The following is a 17,244-nucleotide window of genomic DNA, read 5'->3' as shown; positions in this document are numbered from 1 at the left end:
CCCCTTTTCTTTTTCACGGCATGCCTGTATGGTCATCAGGAAGCAGGTAGACGGCCCCCATTTTCTGCATACCGTATTTTTTAAGGGAGAAGACCATGCCAAGCCCTTTGGAAACCCAACGCACATACGCGCTCGTCGGCACCGGCGGTTGCGGCAAGACATCCCTGGCCGAAATGCTCCTTTTCAATGCCGGCGCCATCACGCGCATGGGGGCCATCGAGGACGGCACCACGAGCCTTGACTACGAACCCGAAGAGGTACGCCGCCGCGGCTCCATCCAGCCCGCCGTCGCCACCTTCCTCTGGAACAAGGACCGCCATTTCTTCGTTGACGTGCCCGGCGACGGCAACTTCACGGGCGACATGGAGTATCTGCTCAAGGGCGTGGACAGCGTGCTCTTCGTGCTGGACGCCGTGGACGGCGTGCGCCCGCTGACCAAGAAATTCTGGAGCCTCGTGCGCGCCGAGAACCTGCCGGCCATCGCCGTCATCAACAAGCTCGACCGCGACCGCGCGGACTTCCACATGGCCTTCGACGGCCTGGCCGCGCTCGGCATCAAGCCCGTGGCGCTCCAGCTGCCCATCATGGAGGGCGACGTGTATGCCGGCGTTGCCGACGTGCTCTCCGGCAAGGCGTGGCGCTTCGGCCCGGACGGCAAGCTCACCGAGATGGAGATGCCGGCGTCGCTCGCCGACGACATGGCGCTCTTGCGTGACGTGACGGTGGAGAACATCGCCGAGAGCGATGAAGTCCTCATGGAAAAATACCTTGAGGAAGGCAGTCTCTCGCTGGAAGACCTCCAGGCAGGCCTGCGCACCGGAGTGCGCAACTGCGAGCTCGTGCCCGTGCTCACCTGCTCGGCGCTGGAAAACAAGGGCGGCAAGAGCATCCTTGACGCGGTGGAGGCGCTCATGCCCTCCCCGCTCGACCGTCCGCCCTTCGTGGGCGTGGACGGTTCTGAGCGCGCGGCCGACCCCGATGGCCCGGTGGCCTGCTTCGTCTTCAAGACCCTGGCCGATCCTTTCGCTGGGCAGCTCTCCCTCTTGCGCATCCTCTCCGGCACCATCGATGGCGACGCCACACTGAAGAACATGCGCAGCGACGAGACCGAACGCCTCGGCAACCTGCTCTATCTCGTGGGCAAGAACCAGACGCCCTGCAAGGAGCCCGTGGGCCCGGGCGCGCTGGTGGCCGTGGCCAAGCTCAAGAATACCCGCACCGGCGACACGCTCTCGGATGAAAAGGCGCCCTTCGCGCTGGCCGTGCCGGAGCTGCCGCCGCAGCTCATCACCTATGCCCTCGCCCCCAAGGAAAAGGGCGAGGAGGATAAAGTCTATGCGGCCATGCAGCGCCTGCTCGACGAAGACATCACCCTCAAGCTCGGGCGTGACGAGGAGACAGGCGACATCCTCCTCTCCGGCATGGGGCAGCTGCACATCGAGCTCTCCGTGGAAAAGGCCAAGCGCCGCTTCAAGACCGACATCGTGCTGAAAACGCCCAAGGTGCCCTACCGCGAGACCGTGCGCGGCAAGTGCCAGGTGCAGGGGCGGCACAAGAAGCAATCGGGCGGCCGCGGCCAGTTCGGCGACTGCTGGATCGAGATGGAGGGTCTGCCGCGCGGCTCGGGCTATGTGTTTGAAGACGCCATCGTGGGCGGCGTCATCCCGCGCCAGTATATCCCGGCCATCGACAAGGGCATCCAGGAGGCCGCGGGCCGGGGCTTTTTGGCCGGCTGCCAGGTGGTGGACTTCCGCGTCAAGGTTTATGACGGCAGCTACCACACCGTCGACTCGTCCGAAATGGCCTTCAAGGTGGCGGGCTCCCTGGCATTCAAGAAGGCCATGGAAACGCTCAAGCCCGTGCTGCTCGAGCCCATCGTGCTGCTCACCGTGTCCATCCCCGACGAAAGCATGGGCGATGTCATCGGCGACCTCTCCTCGAGGCGCGGCAAGGTGCTGGGCTCCGACTCACAGGGCGGCCTCACGGAGATCAAGGCCCATGTGCCCATGAGCGAAGTGCTGCGCTATGCGCCGGATCTGCGCTCCATGACCGGCGGCCAGGGCTTCTTCACCATGGAATTCGACCATTATGAAGAAGCGCCGCAGCCCGTGGCCGAAAAGGTCATCGCCGAGCACGAGGCCGCGCGCGCCGCGGAATAGGCACAAACGCGCCAAAGATGCGAAAAGGACGCCTTCGGGCGTCCTTTTTTGTTGCTGTGATGCGCCGTGGCCGAGGCCCGGGTCTGACCTGCGCACTGCGGCTAGGCCATTCCCGCCCACGGCCCCCCAAAAAACCTTGTTCCTACAAGTTGGCGTATTCCTTCTCGTCCACGGGCTCGAGCCATTCGGTGGAGGCGTCCCTGCCCGGCACTTCCACGGCGAGATGTACGAACCAGCTGTCTTTTGCCGCGCCGTGCCAGTGCTTGATATTGGCCGGGATGACCACCACATCGCCGGCGCGCATTTCCTGCGCAGGCTTGCCCCATTCCTGATACCAGCCACGGCCCCAGGTGCAGAGCAGGATCTGGCCGCCCTTCTCAGCCGCGTGGTGGATGTGCCAGTTATTGCGGCAACCGGGCTCAAAGGTGACATTGCCGATGGGGAGGCCGTCCTGCGTCAGCATGTTCAGGTAACTTTGCCCCTGAAAAAATTGCCCGTACGGATTGACTTCCCCCCGCTTGAAGGGGCCCATGACTGGTTCTGACATCTGGCTGTCCTTGCTGTTTCCGGTTTCAGGCGCCATGGCGGCCACGCCAGCGACGACCCTATTGTTCAAGCACCACATTAAAGATGCAGGGCGGCAGACAACGCCCCCGCGCGTCCGCCGCCCGTGCCGACGCCCGCTTCCGGGCGTCCCCCTTCCTTTCTCCCCCAAAGTCCCTGCTCACGGCACCGCGGTCGCCCGCACGGGTCTTTACGCAGGAACGAAATCAATGCTGCCGAGCAGGTGATCCAGATCCAGCAGGATGAGCAACCGGTTGTCCAGCTTGCCGATGCCGCGGATATATTCGGAGCCGATGCCCGCCACCACCGGCGGCGGGTCCTCCACCGTGCTTTCGGGGATGCGCAGCACCTCGGAAACGCCATCCACGAGAAAGCCCACGATCTTCTGCTCCAGCTCCATGACCACGATACGGGTGTTGCTGTCGGGCTTGTGCGCGGGCTTGTTGAAGCGCGTGCGCATGTTGATGACGGGAATGACCTTGCCGCGCAGGTTGATGACGCCCTCGATGAATTCCGGCGCGCGGGGCACCATGGTGATCTGCATCAAGCGGATGATCTCCTGCACGGCGAGGATATCCACCCCGAACTCCTCCTCGCCGATGCGGAAGGTGACGAGCTGGATGAGGTCGTCGTCGTGCGGGTCATGGCCCGGGGACGTGGCAACCTGAGTCATGGCATATCCTCCTTGCGCGGCGCATGCGCCGCCCCCTTGTGCCTCACTTATCGGCACTCTCCGAAAAAACTTAGTACCCGGCGCTCACTCTGCGGCGTGCGGCCCCCCGAGGCCGAGGAGCTTGCGCCAGCGGGGAAGCTCCGTATCGAGGTCCAGATATTCCCCGGGGAGCTCGGCTGCGGCGGGCGCGGCCAGATGGCGGCGCACGTCCTCGGGCGTGGCCGTGCGCGCGAGGCCCGGCACATCCTGGAGCGGGCAGAGGTCAAAATCGTCCCGCGGCATCATGACCATGAGGGCAAGCCCCTTGAGCGAGGCTTCGAGTGCTGCCGTGGTGGAATTGGAAGTCCACACCGTGACGCCCGGGGCGAGCGCCAGCGCCAGCGGCGCGCTGCCGATGCGCACCTTTTCGGCATCTGCGCCCAGCAGCCCGCGCAGCATGTCCTCCACCGGGAGATAGGGATGCGGCTTGACGGTGATGTTCCAGCCGTCGAGCAGGCCCTGCTGATAACAGCGCGCGAACAGACGCAGATGAGCCTCGGTCTCGTCCCTGAAAAAGCTCGTGAGCAGGAGCAAATACCGCCCCGGGCGCCCGTCCACGGGCTCGCCCGCTTGCGGCGGCAGGGCGTCTTCCTTCGGGGGGGCGCTCCGCTTGTGCTCCGCCAGATAGAGGTAGCGGAGCGCTTCCACCTCGCCGAGGCGCGCGGGGGGCATGCCCGCCTCGAGCCACTGGCGACAGGCCGAGCGGCCGTTGCCTTCGATGGCCTCGGGCTGGAACAGGGCGCAATCCGGCGTGCTGAACGTGCGCGGATCATCGAAATAGCGGAAATCCGTTGGCCGGATGCTGGAATGCTGCGCCCCGATGACCGGGCCGGGCGCCACAGGCTGCGCAAGCCCGGCTGCGGCCTCGGGCGCTGGGGCCCGCGCCGCGCCCATAAGGCGCATGGCCGTGGTCAGCATGCGTTCCCAAGGGCAATTCTCCAGCGGGAACAGCGTCCAGCGCTGCGGCCCGCACCATGCGGCATAGCGCAGGAAGGCCCGTTGTTGCAGGCAGCGCTCAAGCGCGCGCCAGCCGCGGAAGGATTCGGCCCAGTCATCTTTGGCATAGCGCCAGAAATTGAGCTTTGAGCCCGCAAAATGGCAGGCGGCCACCGCCTGCGGCTCAATGCGCCGGCTTGCCCGGGAAAGGCGGCGCCAGCGCCCGAGGGCGGCCAAAAGGTCGCCTGTGGTGAGGAATTCCTCAAGGTAGTGAAACGAGAGGCCGTCCTTGCCGGTCTTGCGGAACAGGTCGCGCAGCTTGAGGCACTGGGCGAAACTGAGCTCCGGCGAAGGGAAGCGGATGAACAGCCAGCGCACGAAATGGCCGCCGTGGGGATATTCGCGCCGGGCGCAGGCATTGAGCGCATCGTGCAGTCCCTCCCAGTAGCGGGAGCGGAAATGCCCCCTGCCGGCCGCCTGCAAGTCCACATTGGGGAAATAGGTCACGATGGTGGCATCTGGCCGCTCCCCTGCCCCGGGCTTCCGCGCTGGCTGCGCACCGGCAAAGTTGAGGTGGCGGCGCACCCTCCACCACCAGTGGGCATAGCGCGCCAGCGCCCGCAACGGCGCAGGCAAAAGGCCATACAAGCGCCGCGCAAGCGAGGGCGGCTCACGTTCCGGCGTAGCCCCTCCGGCGGCGGAAAACTGCCGCCCCGTGGCCGCGCAAAGATCGGCCAGGGTGTCGCGCAAGGCGGCATCCCCGCCCACAAGGTGCAGCGCGACGCAGCCTTCCGCATCCATAAGCCGCTCCAGGGAGCGCAGCTTGTAGATGGTGTAGAGCTGGGGCGTCATCTTGGGATGGCGCTCATAGAGCAGGGAGCACCACCACATGGAGGGTTCCTCGCCGCAGCGCAGCCAGTCCTGAAGCTCGCGCGCCGGGTCATTCCCCATTTTTACAGGCAGACGCCCCATGTCATAGGCCCAGGCCATGTGTTCGGCCCGGATGGCGAGCAGTTCGCCATGCAGCCGCTCGGGGATGGAGACGACGCCGGGCCCGCTTTCCCAGTCATCCCAAAGGGCGACAAGGGTGTCCGCGTCCTGCGCGGGGGCGGCTGGCCCTGAGCTTCGCCCCGTCTGGACCACAAGGCGCTTCACTGGCGCTCCCCGCTTGCGCCCAAGGCCTTGGCAATGGCCTCGCCGTAAGGCGCGCGGAGCACGCCAGCCTCGGTGATGATGCCGCTGATGAGCGCGGCCGGGGTGACATCAAAGGCAAAATTGTACACCGGCACGCCTTGGGGCGTGATGCGCCGGGCGCCCATGTGGGTGACTTCCTCCGCCGGGCGCTCCTCGATAGGGATATGGGCACCGTCCGGCGTGGCGGCGTCGATGGTCGAAAGCGGCGCCGCCACATAGAAGGGCACCTGAAAATGCCCCGCCAGGATGGCGACGCCCAAGGTGCCGATCTTGTTGGCCGTGTCGCCGTTGGCCGCGATGCGGTCCGCGCCCACCACCACGGCCTGCACCATCCCCCGGCTCATGAGATGGGCGCAGGCATTGTCGCAGGCCACCGTCACGGGGATGCCGTCGCGCGCAAGCTCCCACGCGGTGAGCCGCGCTCCCTGCAGAAAGGGCCGCGTTTCGTCCGCGATGACGCTGATATGCTTGCCCCCTTCCACCGCCGCGCGGATGACGCCGAGCGCCGTGCCGTAGCCGGCCGTGGCGAGAGCCCCGGCATTGCAGTGGGTCAATACCGTGTCGCCGTCATGCAGGAGCGCCGCGCCGTGACGCCCGAGACGCCGGCACAGGGCCTCGTCCTCCCACTGGAGGGCCAGCGCCTCGCGCTCGAAGAGCGCGGCCACTTCCGTCAAAGGCAACGGACCTCCACTTTCCGCCTCGCGCCAGGCGCGGCGCATGCGTTCCACCGCCCAACGCAGGTTGACGGCCGTGGGCCGCGCCTCCGCGATGCGGTCGAGATCCACTTCAAGGCGCCGGCGCCCGGCCTCCGCGTCTTCGGAAGCGGCACCCCGTGCGGCCAAAGCACAGCCGAAGGCCGCGGTCACGCCGATGGCCGGCGCGCCGCGCACCACCATGGTCTTGAGGGCGGCGATAACGTCATCCGGCGTCACGCAGACGACATCCGCCTCCACTTCCGGCAGTTTGCGCTGGTCGAGCAGGTGGAGCGCCCCCTCTCGCGCATCAAAACGGATATGGCTGTTCACTGGCTTTCCCTCGAAGTCCGCGTTTTCCGCGGCCGCCGTTATTGCCGGCGTGCCAGGTCGCGCAGGGGGGCCATGCGGGGGTCATCGTGCTCGCGCTCACAGCCGCATTCCCCCTCGTTGAGGTTGGCGCCACACACCGGGCAGAGTCCCTTGCATTCCTCTTTGCAGAGCGGCGCCACGGGCAGCGAAAGCATGAACTGCTCCCAGCAGACGGCCGCGAGGTCGAGCATGGGCGCATGCCGGTCATAGACCACATGGCTCGCGTCGTCAGGGGCGGCGCCTGCGGTGTTTTCCTCCGGGGGGATGTCCTCAAATTCGTCGAAGCGGGTGTCGATGGCGACCGCGGCGTCCTCGGCGCAACGATTGCACGGCACCACGACCTCCCCGGTGAGGCTGCCGCGCACCAGGCAGCCGTCCTCGGCGGGCATCACGGTAAGCCGCGCCACAAGCGGCTTTTCGATGCGGCAGTCCATATGGAATTCTTTGAGCGGCGCGAGCCATATCTCCTGGTCCTCAAGGGTGAATTCCTTGCCGTCCGGCGGCAGGTCATTGATGGAAACAAGATATTTGCGCATGGTTCCCTCACTGTAAGGACGCTTGCGCGCCCTCCTCCTGGTTTTCTGTAATGTCGTTCACTGGCCGGTGACGAGCAGGGCCACGGCGAGCCCCAGGAAGACAAGGCCGGCCAGCCGGTTGATGAGTATCTGCCCGCGGCGCGAGGCGTTGAAACGCCGCGCGAGCCGCCCACCGAGCAGCGCCACGGAAAAAAAGATCAGTAGCGTCGCCAGGATAAAGAGCGCCCCGAGCAGTACCACCTGGAGCGGGATGCTGCCGCGCTCAGGTTCGCAGAATTGGGGCAAAAAAGCCAGAAAGAAGAGGCAGACCTTGGGGTTGGTCACATTCATGAGGATGCCGCGCCGATAGAGCGCGCCATAGCCGGGAAAGGACGCAGCGGCGCCGCCCGCATCGTCTCCGCCCTCGGGCACGCGCGCGAGGACCGCGCCGGAGCGGAAGGCGAGCCACGCGAGATAGAGCAGGTAGCAGGCACCCAGGATCTTGAGCACCCAGAACGCGGTGGGGGAACTGCGGAAGATGACGGCCACGCCCAGCGCGACGGCCGTGGTGTGGAAGCAAAGGCCCGTGGCGAGGCCCAAGGTCGTGACCATGCCCGCCGCCGCGCCGTAGAGCGCCGACTGCGTGAGCACGAAGATATTATCGGGCCCGGGCGCGATGGAAAGCACCAGCGCCGCGGCAAAAAAGGCGCCCGCCACCTCGGGGCTCAGCATGGCGCACGCTCCACGGAGGCGCTTTCAACGCAGAAAAAAAGGCGTTTTTTCGCGCGCGGCCGTGCCTTGACGGCCCGTTCCAGCCTGAGCGCCGTGGGCTTGTCCGCGCAGACGAGGCTCGCGGTCAGGCGCACCGGCCGCCGCCCGCGGGTATAGCGCGCTCCGCCCGCCAGGAGCCCGTTGTGCTGCGCCACGCGGCGCTCAAGGTCACAGGTGATGCCGCAATAGAGCGTGCCGTCGCGGCACTCCAGCAGGTAGACATACCAGAGCGAGCCTTTAAGCGTTGCGGAAGCCTTCATCCGTTGAACCCGCCCGCCAGCCACGCCGTGAGCATGAACGAAACGAACCAGTTGCCGAGCCGCCACGCCCAGGGATTGGCCGGACGCCCCTCCACAAGCCTGCGCATGGAGCGGATGCTGCCCGCGATGCTCCCGGCAAGATGGAACACCACGAAGCCGATGCCCGCCAGCAGGCCGAACTGCGAGACGCAGACAAAAAAGAGGGCAAAGGTGACGCAAGGCGCGAGGCAGCCACCCCCGTCCGCGCCCGTGGCCGTCCAGACGCGGCCAAAACCCGCGCCATTGCCGAACGTGCCGCCCATGCGGTAGAAGCGCGGCCCGGCTGCGGAGCCCTGTCCCCAGGCATCGCCGCCGGCGCCCCCCTGGCCCGCGCCTGACTGCGTGCGGGCGCCCGTGCCTTCCCCTTCATCGGGGCCGACCACCTCGGCGTCGAAGACGCGGCCTTCATCCGGGCGCCTGCCCGGTGGCAGACTGCCGCTTGTGCGGTCATCGTCAGGATATGGCGTCATGCCTTTCCTCCGCGCTTGTAGTGCCAGGGCCTACCGCGCCGCAGTGGGGCGCCGCCCTCATGCCGAAGCTCCGGCGCAGGGCGCCTCCACGAGCAGCGCGGCGAGATCCATCACATTGGTGCGCGTGGGCCCGGTGATCAGAAGGTCGCCGCCCGCAAGGAGCGCCGCGTTGCTGTCATTCTTCTGCAAAAAGGCGAGCGCCGCCTCGCGGCCGCCCATGCGGGCCACACTTTCGCCGTCGGCAAAGCCGCCAGCGGCGTCCGTGGGGCCGTCCGTGCCGTCCGTGCCCGCAAATATGCCGCTGATACCGTGGCTGCCCTCCAGCTCAAGAGCGGCGGCAAGGGCCATTTCCTGATTGCGGCCGCCAAGGCCAGCGCCCGTGAGCGTCACCGTGGTCTCGCCGCCGGCCAGCAGGCACACGCCGCGGTCGCCGGGCTTGAGGCTTGCCGCCGCGCGCCGGGCCTCCGCCACGAGCCCGGCGGCGACCTCGCGCGCCTCGCCGGTGAGGCTGTCTGTCAGGATGCGTGCCTCAAGCCCGAGGGCCTCCGCCTTGGCGGCGGCCGCTTCCAGCGCCTGGCGGTTGGTGGCGGCGAGCACGTTGCAGACATGCTCGAACAGCGGGTCTCCCGGTTTGGGCGTTTCGGGGATGCTGCCGGCAGCCCCGGCCTCCAGGCGCTCGCGCGCCCGCTGCGGCACCCTGGAAAGGATCTGGAAGCGCTCCAGTATTTCCAGGCATTCGGCAAAAGTGCTCGGGTCAGGCGATGTGGGGCCCGAAGCGATGACATCCAGCGCATCGCCCACCACATCGGAAACGATGATGGCGAGCACATCCGCACCGTTGGCGGCCGCGGCGAGCTGCCCGCCCCCGAGGAGGGAGAGGTGCTTGCGCACGGCATTGACCTCCTGGATGGTCGCGCCACACTGGAGCAGCAGGGAGGTAGTCTCCTGCAGGTCAGCAAGGCTCAAGCCCGGGGCCGGCGCCGGGGTGAGCGCGCTGGCGCCGCCGGTGAGCAAGCAGATGAGCAGATCCCCGAGAGTGCAGTCGCGCGCGATGTCAAGGATATGCGCCGCGGCCGAGACCCCCGCCGCATCGGGCACCGGGTGGGCCGCCTGGTCGATGGTGATATGCGCGAGCGGCAGATGGTGGCCGTACTTGACGACCACGAAGCCCTCGGCGATGTGCGCCCCCAGGAGCTTTTCCAGCGCCTGCGCCATGGGGGCCGCGCCCTTGCCGGCGCCCACCACGCGCACGCGGCCATGGGTGAGATCCCAGCTGCGGCCCGCGGCCTCGAGACTCTTGCCGCCGTCGGCGAGGCGCACATGCCGCCTCACTGCCGCGTCCGGGGCCACCGCGGCCAGGGCCGCCGCAAAAATTTCCGTAAGTTGCTCCCGCTGCTTCTTCTGTGTGTCTGCCATGGGCGCTCCTTTGCCTGAGTCGTGCTCCCTTCCGCATACCAGAGACGGCCCCGCTTGTCATGGAACTTCAACCGTGGGCGCCGGCCTGCCTTGCAAGGTGCCGGGCGAGACTTGGATTTTCCGCCGCCATGGACTATCCTCCCCCGAGCCACCTCCCCGCCACATTCATAGGAGCCCGCATGGACGCCGCCTTTTTTGACCTTGACGGAACGCTCTTGAACACCCTTGATGATATCGGGAGCGCCTGCAACAGGATGCTCGCGGCCCACGGCTTTCCCGAGCATCCCCTGCCCGCGTACGCCACCATGGTGGGTAACGGCTTCACGCGCACCGTGGAGCGCGCCCTGCCGCAAGAGGTATATGCCGGCATCTCCGCGCAGGAGCTCGATGCCTTCGTCGCCGAGGCCCGCGCCCAGTATGCGGCGCATCTTTTCGACCATACTGTGCCCTATGCGGGCATGAGCGAGGCCCTCGCCGCGCTGGCAGACCGCGGCCTCACGCTCGCCGTGCTCTCCAACAAGCCCGATGCCTGGACGGTGGAAATCATCCGCCACTTTTTCCCGGATATCCCCTTTGCGCTCATCCGCGGCGCCCGGGCCGACTGCCCCCTCAAGCCGGAACCGCAGGCGGCGCGCGCCATGCTCGCCGGGCTTGGCCTTGAGCCCGCGCGCTGCGCCTATGTGGGCGACAGCGACGTGGACATGCACACGGCGCGAAATACCGGCATGCTGCCCGTGGGCGCGGCATGGGGCTTTCGCGGGCCGGACGAGCTCGTGCGGGCAGGGGCCCGCCTGCTGGCAGCACAGCCCGCGGAGCTTCCCGAACTTCTTTGTTCTCCCCTTGCGGAAAAGTGAGGTAATCATGCTTCGGCCCATCATTGAGATCGACGAAGAAAAGTGTAACGGCTGCGGCAAGTGCATCCTTGACTGCGCCGAGGGCGCCCTCGCCATCGTGGACGGCAAGGCGCGCCTCATCAGCGATGTCTATTGCGACGGCCTCGGGGCCTGCCTCAACTGTCCTCAGGGCGCCCTCACCCTGACCACGCGCGAGGCCGCGCCCTTTGACGAGGCCGCCGCCCTCTCCGCCAAGGAAAAGCGGGAAGGGGCCGGCAAGAGCTGTGCCCCGGGCGGCTCCTGCCCCGGGAGCGCGGCGCGCACCCTCAAGCCCCTGGCGCCGCTGGGGGGCGCACAGGCCGCCCCGGTACACTCGCCCGAGGCGGGTTCGGTCATCGCGCATCTTCCCGCATGGCCGGTCAAGCTGGCCCTCGTGCCGCCGTCGGCGTCCTTCCTGCGCGGGGCGCGCGTCCTGCTCACGGCCGACTGCGCCGCCCTCTCCCTGCCGGAACTGCACGCCCATTGGCTCATTGGTCACATCCCCCTGCTCGCCTGCCCCAAGCTCGAGGACCACAACTTCCTCCTCCAGCGGCTCGAGGGCATCCTCAAGGAGGGCGCGCCTTCCGCCATCACCGTGCTGCGCATGAGCGTGCCCTGCTGCGGGCTCGACCGCCTCACGGAACAGGCCATCGCGGTCACGGGCAGCAAGGTGCCGCTCAAGGTGTATACGGTCGAGCTGCCCTGAGCTTTCGCCGCGCTTCCTCGCCGGACGCCCCTGACACGGGGGCGTCCGCATTGACAAATCCTAGCAAAGTGCTATGTTTTCTGAGGCCGGCAGGCGCAGCCCCGGCACTTTCCGGGAGAATGCGATGCCCATCAAGATCCCCGCAGACCTTCCCGCCCGCGCGGCGCTTGCGAGCGAAAATATCTTCGTCATGACGGACGAGCGCGCGAACCAGCAGGACATCCGTCCGCTGGAGATCGCCATCGTCAACCTCATGCCCACCAAGATCGCCACGGAGACGCAGCTTCTGCGGCTGTTGGGCAATTCTCCCATCCAGGTCAACATCACCCTTTTGCGGACGGCGGCGCACGAATCGCGCAACACGCCCGTGCAGCATCTGGAGCGCTTTTACAAGACTTTCGCCGAGATCCGCCACAGGAGTTTCGACGGCATGATCATCACCGGCGCGCCGGTGGAGCACCTGCCCTTTGAGGAGGTTGACTACTGGGACGAGCTTGTGGAGATCATGAGCTTCGCCCGCGAGCGCGTGTATTCCACTCTCTATCTCTGCTGGGCCGCGCAGGCGGCGCTGCACCATTTTTACGGGGTGCCCAAGTATGTGCTGCCCGAAAAGGTCTCGGGCATCTTCTGCCATGAGGTGCTCAAGCCCGAATGCCGCCTGTTCCGAGGCTTTGACGACGAATTTCTCGCCCCGCACTCCCGCCACACGGAAGTGCGCACCGAGGATGTGCTCAAGCACCCCGAACTGCGCGTCCTGGCGGAATCCGGCGAGGCGGGCCTCGCCGTGGCGGAGAGCCGCGACCAGCGCCAGGTCTTCATGACCGGCCACCTCGAGTATGACCGCGGCACGCTCGACGCCGAATACCGGCGCGACCTCGCCAAGGGGGACGCCCCTGCCATCCCGCGCCACTATTATCCCGGTGACGACCCGGACGTGATGCCCTACATGACCTGGCGGGCGCACGCGCACCTCTTTTACAGCAACTGGCTCAACTATTACGTTTATCAGGAAACGCCCTTCAGCCTGAGCACGCTGGCCCCGCAGGGCGGCCCCGCGGCCTGAAGCCGGGCAGCCGCCAAAGGAGACGCCCCCTTTCATGCGCTTTTCCACCAGAACACGCTACGGCCTGCGCTTCCTTTTGCGCCTCGCCGCCCAGCCGCCGGGCAGCCTGCTCCAGCTCGGCCAGGTGGCCCGGGAGGAGCGCATCTCGTCCGGGTATCTGGAGCAGATCGTCCGGGCGCTCAAGCCGCTGGGCATCCTCAAGGCCGTGCGCGGCACAGGCGGCGGCTATGCCCTCGCCAAGCCCGCGGCGGACATCAATATGGAAGACGTTTTCCTGCATCTCGAAGGCGAGATCGCGCCCGTGCGCTGTCTCACCACCAACAAGCCCTGCACTCACGAGGGCCAGTGCTCCACCAGGGCCTTCTGGCAGGCCCTGGATCGGCACATGCGCGAATTTTTGCGCTCCTGTACCTTGCAGGAAATGAGCGAACAGTGCAAAACTACCCCGGGCGCCGGCGCCGCATCTGAAGAAGCGGCCAAGGGCCGCGCCCTTTCAGGAGGAACCTATGTGGAATTACACTGAAGCCGTCCATGACCACTTCCTGCACCCGCACAACGCGGGTCCGCTCGCCGATGCCAACGCCATCGGCGAAGTGGGCAGCCTTGCCTGCGGCGATGCTCTCAAGCTCTACCTCAAGATCAACGACAAGGGCGTCATCGAGGACGCGGGCTTCGAGACTTTCGGCTGCGCCAGCGCCATCGCCTCGAGCTCTGTCCTGACGGACATGATCAAGGGCATGACCGTCGACGAGGCCCTGAAGCTCACCAACAAGGATATCGCCAACGCGCTGGGCGGCCTGCCGAAGCAGAAGATGCACTGCTCCGTCATGGGGCAGGAGGCGCTGGAAGCCGCCATCCGCCAGTGGAAGGGCGAGCCCGCCGTGCCGCATGCCCATGAGGAGGGCAAGCTCGTCTGTAAGTGCTTCGGCGTGACGGACGCCCAGATCATCCGCGCCATCCGCGAAAACAATCTCAAGACCGTCGAGGAAGTCACGGCCTACACCAAGGCCGGCGGCGCCTGCGGCGAGTGCCTGGACGAGATCGCCGAGATCCTCGCGGCCGAGCTCAAGCAGAAGCCCGTGCAGGAGCTCAAGCCGCGGCCGAAGCTCACCAATGTGCAGCGCATGCAGCAGGTGCTCAAGGTCATCGACGAGGAGATCCGGCCCCAGCTCGCCGCCGACGGCGGCGACATCGAGCTCATCGATGTGGACGGCAAGCGCGTGGTCGTATCCCTGCAGGGGCGCTGCTCGCAGTGCCGCTCGAGCAACGTGACCATCGCCAATCTGGTGCAGCGCCTGCTGCGCGAGCATGTGGAACCCGACATCGTGGTGGAGGAGGCCTAATCCATGGAAGTCGTCTATCTGGACAACAATGCCACCACGGCCGTGGCCCCGCAGGTGCTGGAGGCCATGCTGCCCTATCTGGGCGACCTCTACGGCAATCCCTCGAGCATGCACAGCTTCGGCGGCCAGGTGGCCGAGGCCGTGGATACCGCGCGCGAGCAGCTTGCCGCCCTGCTGGGGGCCGACCCGGACGAGATAATCTTCACGGCCTCCGGCTCCGAAGGCGACAATGCGGCCATCTGGTCGGCGCTGCAGAGCCGGCCCGAGCGGCGCCACATCGTTACCACCAGGGTGGAGCACCCAGCGGTGCTCAGCGTCTGCCGCTACTGGGAGACCCAGGGCTACCGCGTGACCATGCTCGGCGTGGACAACAAGGGGCGCCTCGACCTTGAGGAATACGCCGCCACCCTCGGCGACGACACGGCCATCGTGTCCATTATGTTCGCCAACAACGAGGTCGGCAACATCTACCCCATACAGCAGCTCGCCGAGATCGCCCGTGACCGCGGCATCCTGTTCCATACGGACGCGGTGCAGGCCGTGGGCAAGATCCCCATCGACCTCCATCACCTGCCGGTGGACATGCTCTCGCTCTCGGGCCACAAGATCAACGCGCCCAAGGGCATCGGCGCGCTCTATGTTCGCAAAGGCGTGCGCTTCCGGCCGCTTCTGCGCGGCGGCCACCAGGAGCGCGGGCGGCGCGCTGGCACGGAAAACGTGCCCTATATCGTGGGCCTGGGCGTGGCCGCGCAGCTCTGCGCGGAATTCATGCAGGCGGAGCGCGTGGATGTGGCGCGCCTGCGCGACAAGCTGGAATATGGCCTGCTTGAACGCATCCCGGAAAGCCGGGTCAACGGCGACATCGAGCACCGGCTGCCCAATACGAGCAACATCTCGTTCAAGAATGTGGAGGGCGAGGCCATCCTGCTCATGCTCGACCGCCTGGGCATCGCGGCGAGCTCCGGCTCTGCCTGCACGTCCGGCAGCCTCGAGCCCTCGCATGTGCTGCGGGCCATGGGCGTGCCCTTCAACTACGCGCACGGCTCCATCCGCCTCTCCCTCTCCCGCTACAACACGGCGGAACAGATCGACTATGTACTCGACAAGTTCCCCGGCGTCATCGAGACCCTGCGGGCCATTTCGCCCTTCAAGGGCTAGACGGCCGTGATAGTTCTGGTGCTGCCCCCCGGCATAGCCGGGGGGCTTCATGTGCGATCTGACATCTGCGTTTTTGTTACTCGCCGCCCGTAAACGGGCTACCAAGGTACGGGATGCCGAGCTCGTCCCCGAGCTTATCGTGAGCTATCTGTCCCTTGGTGTACTCCTGAATTTTCTTTGTATTTTTTCCTCTCGTATCCACATAGAAGAAGCCCCGGCACCAAAATTCTCGATTGCTGTATTTAAATTTCAGGTCGCCGAATTGTTCATAAATCATCAGGCTACTCTTGCCGTTGAGATACCCCATGTAACTGGAAACACTCATTTTGGGTGAGATTTCCGGCAACATGTGGATAAGGAATCCCAGGACGGATATCGAACAGAATCTGGACACTATACTGGAACGCAGCAACGGCACAGATGTGCCTCTGCTGCTGCGTGCCAGGGAAGAAGCCAAGCGACGGGTCAAGTATGACCCATCGGCTACCAATCTTGCCGCCGTTGCCCCTGCAACGCAAATGCCGGGAGCGGCGAAGGCAGCTATGGGCAAGGATCGGGTATTGGCAGGCGTCATGGATGAATGGGCATATATCAGTTGCAGGGACGGAAAATCTCGCAATCCCGGCTCCACAAGGACCTCAAGCGCGACCGCCTGCGCCGCGAGCATGACGGTCGCTTCTCGCAGCGGGCCGTGCTCAGGCATCGCGTGGTCCATGAGTCCTTGCGCAAGGGCCCGTGGCGCAACCTGGTCACGCCCTATTCCGTGGGCATCACGGACGCGGCCTTTTACCCGTCCATGCGCGTGGAGAGCATCATCAAGTGCCCGCAATCCGGGGCCACTGAGGCGGTCCACAACTGCGTCGGCTACACCATCGACCGCCCACCGGGCCCGGTGCTCTACGTCTATCCAGATGAGGCCACCGCGCGCGAAAACGCGCGGGATCGCATCATCCCCATGCTGCGCTCGAGCCCGCGCCTGCGCGAATACCTCACCGGCACGTCCGATGGCATGGGCAGCCTGCGCATCAAGATGAGCCACCTCACCATCTACATGGCCTGGTCCGGCTCTGCCGCGCGCCTGGGCAACAAGCCCATCCGCTACCTGATGCTGGACGAGCTGGACAAGTATCAGGGCACCTAGCGCGAGGCCGCGGCCGAGGCTCTGGCCGAAAAGTGCGTGATCACTTGGGGCAGCCGGGCCATCATTTGGAAGCTCTCCACCCCAACCGTGGTGGACGGCCCCATCGACTGCGCGTTCAAGACCAGCGAGGCGCGGTTCCGTTACCATGTGGTGTGTCCCCATTTCGGCTGCGGGCTGCTCATGGACTTTGACCACATCCGCTGGCCGGAAAAGACGGACCCCGTGAAGATACGCTCCCGCTCCCTGGGTTTTTACGAATGCCAGCACTGCCACGCTCACTGGATAGATGCCGACCGCGATCTGGGCGTGCGCTCCGGCCTCTGGCGCGAGGAGTCAAGCGGCCTCACGCTTCAGGATCACCTTGAGCAACATCGCCCTATCAGGGTGGGTTTTCATGTCCCGGCGTGGATTCCCCCTTTTGTCTCCCTTTCCGAGATCGCTTCCAAGGCACTGGAGTACCAGCTCTCGCACAACCTGGTGAACCGTGGCGTAATAACTGAGGAGAAAACGGCGGGATAAACCGGGAAGAAACGGGATATATCGAAACGGCGTTTGTAATGGGATTACACTGGACGGAAATCAAAACCACCCGCATAGCGGGTGGTTTGTTCTAGCCCTATAAGGGCTTGTTACCGGACAGACTAGATAGTGTCGTCATTTCTCTTTTAATTTATGTAGCTTTCTGCTATCCTTTTCCAAAAGGAGGTAGACATGGAAACTGCACATCGTCGCCACGATATACCTGACAAGGTTTGGGAGCTTTTGGAACCGCACCTTCCAGGCCGAGAAGGAACGCGAGGAGTTACTGCCCGTGATAATCGAAAGTTTCTCAATGCGGTTTTTTGGATCCTGCGAACAGGT

At 65.7% G+C, this 17,244-nt stretch carries 17 protein-coding genes and 2 pseudogenes; 9 read left to right on the top strand and 10 right to left on the bottom strand.

The genetic code is table 11. The annotated features are described in order from the left end of the window. Positions 1–95 precede the first annotated feature (95 nt). Entirely contained in the window at positions 96–2,159 is a 2,064-nt protein-coding gene (locus HDR50_RS11550) for an elongation factor G (RefSeq protein WP_291358355.1), read from the top strand. 142 nt (positions 2,160–2,301) lie between these two features. Here the strand turns inward: HDR50_RS11550 and HDR50_RS11545 are convergent, their stop codons facing one another. The 9 genes from HDR50_RS11545 to HDR50_RS11505 form a co-directional block, all read right to left on the bottom strand. Next, positions 2,302–2,706, bottom strand: coding sequence for a cupin domain-containing protein (locus tag HDR50_RS11545; RefSeq protein ID WP_291358354.1), 405 nt, complete (start codon positions 2,704–2,706; stop codon positions 2,302–2,304). 207 nt (positions 2,707–2,913) lie between these two features. Next, positions 2,914–3,396, bottom strand: a complete 483-nt coding sequence (locus HDR50_RS11540; protein ID WP_291358353.1) for a chemotaxis protein CheW — start codon at positions 3,394–3,396, stop codon at positions 2,914–2,916. Positions 3,397–3,480: 84 nt separating this feature from the next. Next, positions 3,481–5,526: a TIGR04326 family surface carbohydrate biosynthesis protein gene (locus HDR50_RS11535; protein WP_291358351.1), complete on the bottom strand. Its 2,046-nt coding sequence runs from the start codon at positions 5,524–5,526 to the stop codon at positions 3,481–3,483. Continuing rightward, a complete protein-coding gene (gene mtnA / locus HDR50_RS11530; RefSeq protein WP_291358349.1) occupies positions 5,523–6,590 on the bottom strand; it encodes an S-methyl-5-thioribose-1-phosphate isomerase in 1,068 nt (355 codons plus the stop codon). The genes HDR50_RS11535 and mtnA overlap by 4 nt, the downstream gene beginning before the upstream one ends. Before the next feature lie 38 nt (positions 6,591–6,628). Beyond that, positions 6,629–7,165 (bottom strand): DUF177 domain-containing protein, encoded by a 537-nt coding sequence (locus HDR50_RS11525; protein WP_291358348.1) that lies wholly within the window; start codon positions 7,163–7,165, stop codon positions 6,629–6,631. Positions 7,166–7,222: 57 nt separating this feature from the next. Beyond that, positions 7,223–7,876, bottom strand: a complete 654-nt coding sequence (locus tag HDR50_RS11520; RefSeq protein WP_291358347.1) for a LysE family translocator — start codon at positions 7,874–7,876, stop codon at positions 7,223–7,225. Next, entirely contained in the window at positions 7,870–8,175 is a 306-nt protein-coding gene (locus tag HDR50_RS11515; RefSeq protein ID WP_291358345.1) for a GIY-YIG nuclease family protein, read from the bottom strand. Before HDR50_RS11515 ends, HDR50_RS11520 begins: the two co-directional genes overlap by 7 nt. Next, positions 8,172–8,684 (bottom strand): hypothetical protein, encoded by a 513-nt coding sequence (locus HDR50_RS11510; protein WP_291358343.1) that lies wholly within the window; start codon positions 8,682–8,684, stop codon positions 8,172–8,174. The genes HDR50_RS11515 and HDR50_RS11510 overlap by 4 nt, the downstream gene beginning before the upstream one ends. A 57-nt stretch (positions 8,685–8,741) precedes the next feature. Continuing rightward, entirely contained in the window at positions 8,742–10,100 is a 1,359-nt protein-coding gene (locus HDR50_RS11505; protein ID WP_291358342.1) for a DUF4147 domain-containing protein, read from the bottom strand. Positions 10,101–10,279: 179 nt separating this feature from the next. On the opposite strand from HDR50_RS11505, the gene HDR50_RS11500 reads away from it, so the two are divergent. The 6 genes from HDR50_RS11500 (at position 10,280) to nifS (ending at position 15,242) form a co-directional block, all read left to right on the top strand. Further along, the gene (locus tag HDR50_RS11500) at positions 10,280–10,954 is read left to right on the top strand and encodes an HAD family hydrolase (RefSeq protein WP_291358340.1); all 675 of its coding nucleotides are present in this window, start codon (positions 10,280–10,282) and stop codon (positions 10,952–10,954) included. A gap of 7 nt (positions 10,955–10,961) precedes the next feature. Beyond that, positions 10,962–11,678 (top strand): ferredoxin, encoded by a 717-nt coding sequence (locus tag HDR50_RS11495; protein ID WP_291358338.1) that lies wholly within the window; start codon positions 10,962–10,964, stop codon positions 11,676–11,678. A gap of 124 nt (positions 11,679–11,802) precedes the next feature. Further along, entirely contained in the window at positions 11,803–12,741 is a 939-nt protein-coding gene (gene metA, locus HDR50_RS11490; protein ID WP_291358337.1) for a homoserine O-succinyltransferase, read from the top strand. A 34-nt stretch (positions 12,742–12,775) separates the two neighbouring features. Beyond that, entirely contained in the window at positions 12,776–13,264 is a 489-nt protein-coding gene (locus HDR50_RS11485; protein WP_291358336.1) for an Rrf2 family transcriptional regulator, read from the top strand. Beyond that, positions 13,248–14,084: a Fe-S cluster assembly protein NifU gene (gene nifU, locus HDR50_RS11480; protein WP_165077479.1), complete on the top strand. Its 837-nt coding sequence runs from the start codon at positions 13,248–13,250 to the stop codon at positions 14,082–14,084. The genes HDR50_RS11485 and nifU overlap by 17 nt, the downstream gene beginning before the upstream one ends. A 3-nt stretch (positions 14,085–14,087) precedes the next feature. After that, the gene (gene nifS, locus HDR50_RS11475) at positions 14,088–15,242 is read left to right on the top strand and encodes a cysteine desulfurase NifS (protein WP_291358334.1); all 1,155 of its coding nucleotides are present in this window, start codon (positions 14,088–14,090) and stop codon (positions 15,240–15,242) included. 76 nt (positions 15,243–15,318) lie between these two features. Here the strand turns inward: nifS and HDR50_RS11470 are convergent. Then, positions 15,319–15,597, bottom strand: a pseudogene (locus tag HDR50_RS11470) (transposase); the annotation flags it as partial. A 225-nt stretch (positions 15,598–15,822) separates the two neighbouring features. Between HDR50_RS11470 and HDR50_RS11465 the strand changes: the two are divergent. Both HDR50_RS11465 and HDR50_RS11460 read left to right on the top strand, forming a co-directional pair. Continuing rightward, a pseudogene (locus tag HDR50_RS11465) lies at positions 15,823–16,902 on the top strand (phage terminase large subunit family protein). Positions 16,903–17,094: 192 nt separating this feature from the next. Further along, on the top strand, positions 17,095–17,244 hold a 150-nt coding region (locus tag HDR50_RS11460), incomplete at its 3' end, for a transposase (protein ID WP_291358408.1).

Origin of the sequence: Desulfovibrio sp. (assembly GCF_014803725.1) — a bacterium.
Classification (GTDB): Bacteria; Desulfobacterota; Desulfovibrionia; order Desulfovibrionales; family Desulfovibrionaceae; genus Desulfovibrio.
The sequence above is the reverse complement of the archived record's forward strand: the minus strand, read 5'-3'. Positions and strand labels throughout refer to the sequence as shown.